At 32.2% G+C, this 5,091-nt stretch carries 6 protein-coding genes; all 6 read left to right on the forward strand.

Annotated elements, in window-relative coordinates:
- Positions 1–1,132 precede the first annotated feature (1,132 nt).
- The gene (locus A9G30_RS10730; RefSeq protein ID WP_065582189.1) at positions 1,133–1,615 is read left to right on the forward strand and encodes a hypothetical protein; all 483 of its coding nucleotides are present in this window, start codon (positions 1,133–1,135) and stop codon (positions 1,613–1,615) included.
- A gap of 182 nt (positions 1,616–1,797) precedes the next feature.
- A complete protein-coding gene (locus A9G30_RS10735; RefSeq protein ID WP_065582188.1) occupies positions 1,798–2,109 on the forward strand; it encodes a hypothetical protein in 312 nt (103 codons plus the stop codon).
- Complete coding sequence (locus A9G30_RS10740; RefSeq protein ID WP_065582187.1) at positions 2,109–2,591, forward strand: hypothetical protein; 483 nt, start codon at positions 2,109–2,111, stop codon at positions 2,589–2,591. The genes A9G30_RS10735 and A9G30_RS10740 overlap by 1 nt, the downstream gene beginning before the upstream one ends.
- 28 nt (positions 2,592–2,619) lie before the next feature.
- On the forward strand, positions 2,620–3,381 hold the full coding sequence (locus A9G30_RS10745) for a hypothetical protein (RefSeq protein ID WP_065588956.1): 762 nt from the start codon (positions 2,620–2,622) through the stop codon (positions 3,379–3,381).
- 340 nt (positions 3,382–3,721) lie between these two features.
- Positions 3,722–4,066: a hypothetical protein gene (locus A9G30_RS10755; RefSeq protein WP_065579962.1), complete on the forward strand. Its 345-nt coding sequence runs from the start codon at positions 3,722–3,724 to the stop codon at positions 4,064–4,066.
- A 429-nt stretch (positions 4,067–4,495) separates the two neighbouring features.
- A partial coding sequence (locus A9G30_RS10760; protein ID WP_065588958.1) for a hypothetical protein occupies positions 4,496–5,091 on the forward strand: 596 nt, incomplete at its 3' end.

The raw sequence follows: 5,091 nt of genomic DNA on the forward strand, positions 1-5,091 counted from the left end.
ATTAACGATCAAAACAGAAGGAAATGTTTTAATTGGTTGTGTATATGATAAAGGCAATTATTGGCTATCAAAATTCAAAACATTCAAGTAGATTATTCATCTTTTTTATTCACAGCCAGATGGGTGCACCATCAACAGCCTGTATTACGGTTCCGACAACCTGCACCGCGAAGTATTACGCCACAAGAGCGGCTGAACACCACATTCAAATATGACTGCAACACAAACCAACCCAGCGTGACTAGCATTCTACCCTGCCCAGTATCTTAACAGAACGCAGCTACCAGTACGATCGCCTCGACCGATTGATAAGCACAGAATACAGCAACCTGATTCTCCTACATTTCAGAGGATATCACTACGACGGCCTGAAACGCCGTATCGAAAAACATCAGCTAGGCAGCGCAGACAACCCTACAACAGTACCCGCATCCTGTAGAATACCTTAAAAATGATTCAGAAAACTAACCCGAATCAGTACAACAGCCTGTATATCCATACCAACCTGAACGGCTCTCCAGAAAAGCTTACCGATGCAAACAATGACATCGTCTGAAAATACTGCTATCAGCTCTGGGGTAAACATATTCAGGAAATTGAACATCAATAGAGCAAAACCTCAGATGTCATGAATAATATTTAGGCAGAGAAACTGGACTACATTACAATACTTTCAAGCACTATGATCCAGATATAGGAAGCTTTACCTAGCCAAATCCGATAGGATCACAGGGTGGCTTTAATCTGTATCAGTATACGCCTAATGGGTTGACTTGGTTGGATCCATTTGGATTAATGAGTTGTAAGCTAAATCATCAAACAGGGAAAGTTATAAAAAATATGGATATGCCCGTAATCAACATGGTTCTCAAATTAATGCACAAAAATTAATTGACCAAGAAAAAAATCCAAAAGACTCTGAGCCTATAAGGCATTTAATGATAACAAAATAATAGAGGAAGCGTTTGCTAAAGCACCAACACACATGGAGCACATGATGTTAAAGTATCACAATTATCAAAAATATATTATCCTGATAGAACAATAAAAATAATGGATATTGTAAGATTTATAAGAGTAGTCATTAGAGGCAAACCTATTATAGCCTGTCCCTATATTCCTGGAGATTAAAATGGAAACTATATTTGAGGTTAACTATCAAAATCCCATAGGCGATATTGATGATGATATTGATGACGAACTAACTCCTTTTCAATATGCATTGGAAGAATTGAGAAGATATGCTGAACCTGAGTTTTACATTAAACTGAAAGGCGACTATAGAGTACATTTTTACATTTATGCGGACATAACAGCATGTTATGAAGACATTGTTAAATCTGTCAAACGAGTAAAAAATAATTGGGCAGGCAAAGATGATATTTGGTTTTGTGAGCAAGGCTCTGATTTTTACTTCTATTATGAAATTAAAGATAAAGGCGTAGAACTTGAATATAAGAAAGGACCAGATGTAGGCATATATAATGGAAAAATTCCTGATATGAAACTTTTTATCAGTAAATTAGAGTACATTCAGGTTTGGGAAACTTTATTTAAAGAATTATCGACACTTATTGAAGAAAAACTGAATAAAAAAATTAACTTACCCTTTTAATAATGTTTAAAAGTATTTAATTGGTTTGGAAGACATAAAAACCAATACAGTGTCCACGGACAAATCGGCTGCAAACAAACCAACGGCGCTACCCAGCACTACCACTACGACGCCTTAAGCCGGTGTATCGAAGAACATCAGCTAGGCAGCGCAGGCAACCCTTATAACCGTACCCGCTTCCTGTGGAATGGCTTAAAAATGATTCAGGAAACCAGCCAGAATCAGCACAGCAGCCTGTATATCTATACCGACCAAAGCAACTACCAACACTGGCACGCATAGTTAAAATAGGTAGTGAAGATGAAGAAATAGTTTACGTCCACGCCGATCTAAATACTTCAAAACCAGAAAATAAATTTGGTCGCGTTCCTCACTTTTATACTGCTGATGATTTGTCTGATGATCCTCTCCAACCAAAAGTAAGATATAATCAATATGGTAAACATATTCCTGAAAATATGACAAAAATTACAAATGCTAAAGGCAAAAAATAATGTCATTATCTTTAAAAGAAAGATTGAAATTATCAGTTATTGAAAAAGAAAAAAAGGCAATTCTTCAAAATATCTCAAATAAATTACGGATTGATAATAACAGCTATTCGATAACGTTTGAGTCGCATGATTATAATGTCTTTTTGTCAAAATTTATTGATAATATTGAACATCAGTCAGTAGATTTATCAGTAAAAGAAAATTTATTATTTAACCGATTTTGTGATTTTTTGAGTAGTATTGATACTAATGATTTAGTAGTTTTTCAAATTATCACTTGTAATACATATTATTATTTAAAATTGCATATTAATAACATTAAGCAAAATCCAACATTATTTTGGAATATGACAGTAAAGAATAGTAACAAGACGTTAGAGTGTTTGCTAGTTGCCATAAATAACTCTTTTGGATTTTCAATTTTACCAACAGAGAATTTTTATGAGTTAAGAATATGGAATGGTAATAATGAGTTGACTTAGATTGATCCTTGGGCTTAAATAATGAATTGTGTGCTTTTGGAAACAAAAGCAAGCCCAAAAACCAAGAGCAAGCAAAGATATTGATACTGATAGCACTGGTATGGTAGAACCTCAGGTTGATAAAAAATTACCGCAAGGTGCATCAACCACATTAGATCCTAATAAGTCTCCATTAACTGAACATTACTATACAATACCTGAAGGAAAATCATTCCCTAATGGATTAGGTATTAAACGTGATATATTCATGAATGAATTTAAAAAATTATTTAACTCAATTTCTTGTGAGTATGGTAGTAACAAAATGAAAGATAATACAATTTTTTCTATAGAATGGTTTAATTTAAAAGAATCTGAAACAAATTTATTTTCTTCTAAATATTATTTTAGAAAATCAGAATGTTTTTTCCAACAATTACTATTAGCATTAAACACATTATCAGAACAAGGAACAGCGTTAAGATTCATAAGAGATGATGATTTTAATGACGAAGAATTAGAAATATTAATTCCTATAATTATAGACATATCAGTCAATGGCAATATTGATAATATTCCTATAGCTAGAGATATATTAATCAAATTTAAAGAGAATAAAATCGTAAAACATAAATTAGGCAGTATGTTGGATCATTACCTTGCTTCTTTCGATGACTTTATATACCGAAGATTAGCTGAATTACTACTATACTTAAATTTCTCAGACTTAAAAATCAAATTAATGAATAAATGCCTAAAAAGTAACAATAATGACTTAATTGAACTATATCAAGATCTTATTGAAAATTAAAATAATAGATTAGTATTTAGATAGAAAATTGAGAGACACCATTCTATATTATTTTGTGTATTTGCCAGTTAAAGGTAGCGGTTGATTCTGCCATCAAATTCTAAAAAATGAACCGGTGCCAAATCAGTTAAAACCTTACAACAGGTGAAAGACATAGAGTCGACTTTGTGGTTAAAAGGCAAATGGCGTCCTTATGAGATAACAAGTAAAACTGCCTCTAAGCATAAACAATTAGCAAAAGAAGCTCGGATACATAGTACAGGAAGTATATATGTGAAAAATAAAAATACTAACGAACTGATCGAAATTGAAAGTATATCAAAAGTTATAAGGCAAAATAATGAATAATGAAGATTTTGAATTACATAATATTCCTATGTTATTAGGCGCAAATAAAAGTAAAGAATATCAAAACCAAATAATAAGATTATCTACTAGTTTATTAACGTTTCTCAAAGAGAACCATTTACTAATTAATGTAGAGCCATTTGATCTAGAGGGAAATTTGAAAACTGATTTTATATTAATGAAATCTGCTGTTACGGAAGATGGTTTTGATTTATTCAGGAAATATGTATCTGGATGGCTTAAATATTTAGATAAAAGTACTGTAGAAAATAAGTATGAAAATATTAGTCGTTTGGAAAAAGGCTTAGCTAAAATTAGAGAGTTAAAGAATTTATAAAATTAAATACTACGATTATCTAAAATTTTATTATATTACTATCAAATCAAGGCATTTTAATATATAGATTAGTCGATTTGGCCAAAATCTAAGATTAAAATACAATGTTTAGCACATGTTGACCGAAGTATCCATCGAATACCCAAGCTAGTGAGCGTTACGGCTATGTCTACAACGCCTTAGGTCGACGTACCGAAAAACATCAGCTAGACAACGCAGGCAAATCCTACACCGTACCCGCTTCCTGTGGGATGGCTTAGCAGTGATTTAGGAAACCAGCCCGAATCAGCACAGCAGGCTGTATATCTATACCGACTAGAATAACTATGAAGCACAGGGAAGAGCTGGTGTTCCTGAAAAAGAAAATTGGTATACTAAGAAAAATCGTAAAAATTCATAAAGAAATTAGCAAATGTTAATGGAGATATCATGCACCTAGTATATGAGCTTACACCTTCATCAAACGAAAATAGTGGTATCAAATTTGGTGGAGGAGCATTTATTGACGGCAATTGGCCCCAAAATCCGTTAGGTGAAAATTTAACATTATTATTCACAATCGATAATGATAAATTATCTGATTCTATTAGTGGAATTAATCTTCCTAAAGCTAAATATATTTCCGTATTTTCAACATATAATGAAAATAGATATTTTTTGGACGATATTGTTTATTTCGGTGATGATGCAGAACTTGATCATTTAAAATCAGGATTTACCAGAGTTACACTAACTGAGACATCAAAATTACGTGAAAATAGTAATAGTCTTGTTCCTCAATATCTTGAATTAGAAAAGACACAACTAAAGAATAATGAGTACCCAGCATTTTCTTTTTTGTCAAATAAAATACCCAATGGCATTGTGGCTTGTGAAAAATTGCTAAATGAATATGATTTTATTGGCCAATTATATTCATCAGATATTCCCGTTCATGATGGTGGAGCTTTATTTTTATCTGATGCTATTGGATATTTGTTTCTAAAAAAGAAAATTGATGATTTTAATAATGCAGGACTTTTTTT

This window comes from Gilliamella sp. Fer4-1 (assembly GCF_001690515.1).
Classification (GTDB): Bacteria; Pseudomonadota; Gammaproteobacteria; order Enterobacterales; family Orbaceae; genus Gilliamella; species Gilliamella apicola_C.

Coding starts and splice junctions, on each gene's coding strand:
- A9G30_RS10730 (WP_065582189.1), top strand. CDS start 1,133: ATGGAAACTATATTTGAGGTTAACTATCAAAATCCCATAGGCGATATT.
- A9G30_RS10740 (WP_065582187.1), top strand. CDS start 2,109: ATGTCATTATCTTTAAAAGAAAGATTGAAATTATCAGTTATTGAAAAA.
- A9G30_RS10755 (WP_065579962.1), top strand. CDS start 3,722: ATGAATAATGAAGATTTTGAATTACATAATATTCCTATGTTATTAGGC.